This is a genomic window from Mycobacterium sp. (genome assembly GCF_019243155.1).
Classification (GTDB): domain Bacteria; phylum Actinomycetota; class Actinomycetes; order Mycobacteriales; family Mycobacteriaceae; genus Mycobacterium.
Window position 1 is genome coordinate 1 of the sequence record NZ_JAFAUS010000060.1, and the last position, 3,741, is coordinate 3,741.

General features: G+C 68.1%; 3 protein-coding genes. All 3 read right to left on the reverse strand.

From position 1 onward, the window contains the following. Positions 1-1,896, reverse strand: a 1,896-nt coding sequence (locus JOZ00_RS03140) for a RelA/SpoT family protein (protein WP_293339498.1), incomplete at its 3' end; no start/stop codon positions are given. A 43-nt stretch (positions 1,897-1,939) separates the two neighbouring features. Beyond that, positions 1,940-2,497: an adenine phosphoribosyltransferase gene (locus JOZ00_RS03145; RefSeq protein WP_293339501.1), complete on the reverse strand. Its 558-nt coding sequence runs from the start codon at positions 2,495-2,497 to the stop codon at positions 1,940-1,942. Beyond that, positions 2,479-3,741, reverse strand: a 1,263-nt coding sequence (locus JOZ00_RS03150; protein WP_293339504.1) for an ABC transporter substrate-binding protein, incomplete at its 5' end; no start/stop codon positions are given. The genes JOZ00_RS03145 and JOZ00_RS03150, both read right to left, overlap by 19 nt.

Consider the following 3,741-nt stretch of genomic DNA (forward strand, 5'->3'; position numbering starts at 1 on the left):
CGGGCGGCGCAGCATGGTCGTCGGCGTCGACCGCTCGGCGAGATCCTCCTCGGCCTGGTCGATGCCGCCGAGCTCGGCCAACAACCGCTGCACGACGTGCTTGGCCGAGACGTGGCCCTCACCGATCGCGGTGTAGAGCGCGGACACGTCGGTGTAGTGCAGCTCGCGGGCCACCGACGCCATCGACTCACCATTCACCAAGCGCTGCAACGGAAGTCCGCCACGACGCACCTCGCGGGCCATCGCGTCCTTGCCGGTCTCCAGCGCCTCTTCGCGGCGCTCCTTGGCGAACCACTGCCGGATCTTCGCCTTCGCGCGAGGCGACACCACGAACTGCTGCCAGTCCCGTGACGGCCCGGCGTTGGGCGCCTTGGACGTGAAAACCTCGACGACTTCGCCGTTTTCCAGCTTGCGCTCCAGCGCTACCAGGCGGCCGTTGACCCGGGCGCCGATGCAGCGGTGGCCGACTTCGGTGTGCACCGCGTAGGCGAAGTCCACCGGCGTCGACCCGGTCGGCAGGTTGATCACGTCGCCCTTGGGGGTGAACACGAAGATCTCCTGCACCGCAAGGTCGTAACGCAACGACTCCAGGAACTCGCCCGGGTCGGCGGCCTCCCGCTGCCAGTCGAGCAGCTGGCGCATCCAGGCCATGTCGTCGATCTCGGCCGCGGCGTGCGGGTGCGGAACTCCGTTGCGGCCCTTGGCTTCCTTGTAGCGCCAGTGTGCGGCGATGCCGTATTCGGCGGTGCGGTGCATGTCGCGGGTGCGGATCTGCACCTCCAGCGGCTTGCCTTCCGGACCCACCACCGTGGTGTGCAACGACTGGTACACACCATATCTGGGCTGGGCGATGTAGTCCTTGAAACGCCCCGCCATCGGCTGCCACAGCGAGTGCACCACGCCGACGGCGGCGTAGCAGTCGCGAATCTCGTCGCACAGGATGCGAATTCCGACCAGGTCATGGATGTCGTCGAAGTCTCGTCCCTTGACGATCATCTTCTGGTAAATCGACCAGTAATGCTTGGGCCGGCCCTCCACCGTCGCCTTGATCTTCGAAGCGCCCAGGGTGTTAGTGATCTCGGCGCGGACCTTGGCCAGGTAGGTGTCGCGCGAGGGCGCGCGGCCGGCGACCAGGCGCACGATCTCCTCGTACTTCTTGGGATGCAGGATCGCGAATGACAGGTCTTCCAGTTCCCACTTGACGCTGGCCATTCCCAGCCGATGGGCAAGGGGCGCAATGACTTCCAGTGTCTCGCGGGCTTTGCGCGCCTGCTTCTCCGGCGGCAGGAACCGCATTGTGCGCATGTTGTGCAGCCGGTCGGCGACCTTGATCACCAGCACCCGGGGGTCGCGCGCCATGGCGGTGATCATCTTGCGGATCGTCTCGCCTTCGGCGGCGCTGCCCAGCACCACCCGGTCCAGCTTGGTCACGCCGTCGACCAGATGGCCGACCTCTTCGCCGAAGTCCTCGCTTAACGCCTCGACCGTGTAACCGGTGTCCTCGACGGTGTCGTGCAGCAGCGCGGCCACCAAAGTCGTGGTGTCCATGCCCAATTCGGCCAGAATGGTGGCGACGGCCAGGGGGTGGGTGATGTAGGGGTCACCGGAGTGGCGCAACTGCGTGGCGTGCCGCTGGTCGGCGACCTCGAAGGCGCGCTGCAGCAACGACAGATTCGCCTTGGGGTAGATCTCCCGGTGCACCGCCACCAGGGGCTCGAGCACCGGGTTCAGGGTGCTGCGCTGGGCGGTCATCCGCCGGGCCAGCCTGGCCCGCACCCGGCGAGAGGCGCTGCTGGAAGTCTTCAGTGACTCCGGGGTGTCAGTGATGGGCTCGGTGACCGGCGGAGGCTCGGCAGGCGCCTGCAAAGCCTGCGTCGTGCCCTGATCATCCGCCACTTTCGTCACCTCCGATTTCGAGGATATCGCTTATATCGCGCCGCTAGGCGTGACTCAAGCTGTGTACTGACAACGGCGCGACGGCCCTGCGACCGTCCAGCGCGACGAGTTCCATGAGCACCGCCGCGCCGGTCACGACGGCACCGGTGCGCTCGAGCAACCGGGCCGCGGCAGCCAGGGTGCCGCCGGTGGCCAGCACGTCGTCGACGATCAGGACCTTGCGGCCACGCAGGTCGATGCCGTCGGCCGGTATTTCCAGGACTGCGCTGCCGTATTCCAGGTCATAGCGCTCGGCGTGCACCGGCGGTGGCAGCTTTCCGCCCTTGCGGACGGCCAGCACACCGCCGCGCAACCGGCCGGCCACGGCGGCCGCCACCAGGAACCCCCGCGACTCGATGCCGGCCACCAGGTCGGCGTCGTTCGCCAGGTCGGTCAGCGCGTCGACGACGGCGCCCATCGCCTCTCCGTCGGCGAACAGCGGTGTGAGGTCCTTGAACTGGACTCCCGGCTTCGGAAAGTCGGCCACCTTCCGGGTCAGCGACGCGATGAGCTCCGCGACCGGAGTGGTACCGCTGACGCTGGTCACTGGATGGATGCCCATCGGTCCATGTTCCAGCCCGCACCCCAGCGAGTCGGGTTCTTGCTGACCGCGTACATCTTTTTCGACATCAGCAACGTGCGCTGCTGCCGGTAGAGGGGCAAGGTCGGCATATCGCCCCACAGTACCGGCGCGCCCTCGGCCAGCAGCCTGACTCGTTCGGCGGGATCGGCCGACACCGCCAGCGCGCCGATGATGCCGTCGATCTGCTGATTGGCGTAGCCGGATAGGTTGTTGCCGTTGCCGCTGTGCAGGTCGTAGGCGTCCATCGCCGACGATCCCGTCGAGCCGCTGCCGGTGGCCCCGCCGGTGCTGGCCAGCAACGCGTCGATCTTTCCGTCCTTGAGCGCCTGCGGACCCGAGGTGTCCAGGGAGACGTTGACGACGGTGATGCCGGCCGCGGCACACGACTTGGTGATGACCCCAACGTTGACCGCGAGCCGCGCGTTGGGCCCCTGGTAGCCGATCCGCACCGTCAACGGCGCGCCACCCAGCGCGTCGCGGGCGGCACCGGGGTCGGCCTTGGCGAACGGGGCGGCGTCGGCGGCGCCGTCATTCGCGGTCACGGCGTCGTCGGTGGCCGGGTCCAGACGCGAGTTGGCGATCGCCGCGCCGGCGTCGTGCGCCAGGCTGTCGCGGGGCACACACTGCGCGAAGGCCCGCCGCGCCTTGGCCTGTGACAGCGGCCCCTGCGGCGCGAAGATCAGCTGCTCGATGCCGGCCGACGGCGAATCGGTCCGCTCGTAGTTGTCCGGGGTGGTCAGCGTTCCCGAGGAGCCCGACGCGACGTCGACTACGTCGACGTTGCGGCTGTTGACCCGGTCCTGGATGTCGGGCCCCTGCGGCCAGACGGTGATCCGCTTGGTGAGCGCCCTGGGCCCCCACCAGCGGTCGTTGGCGGCCAGCACCACCGCGCCGCCGTCCAGGACGGCGTCGATCTTGTACGGCCCCGACGACGGGAAGCGCTTGAGGTCGATACCCGGCTTGATGTCCCAGATGGTGTTCCACAGCTTCGCGATCTGGGTCACCAGCGGCGCGTTGTTGCTCAGCAGCGCGGCGGTGACGTCGACGTTGAGCTGGTCGGCGATGACGTGCGACGGCATCAGCGAGGTCGCGGTGAACAGCTGGTTGTAGTCGACGACGCCGCGGTCCGGGATGAACGACACCCGCGCCTTCTTCTGCCCGGGGATGCACTCGACGTTGGCGATGTCGATGTAGCCGGCCTGGGTGGCGGCGTTGAAGTCGGG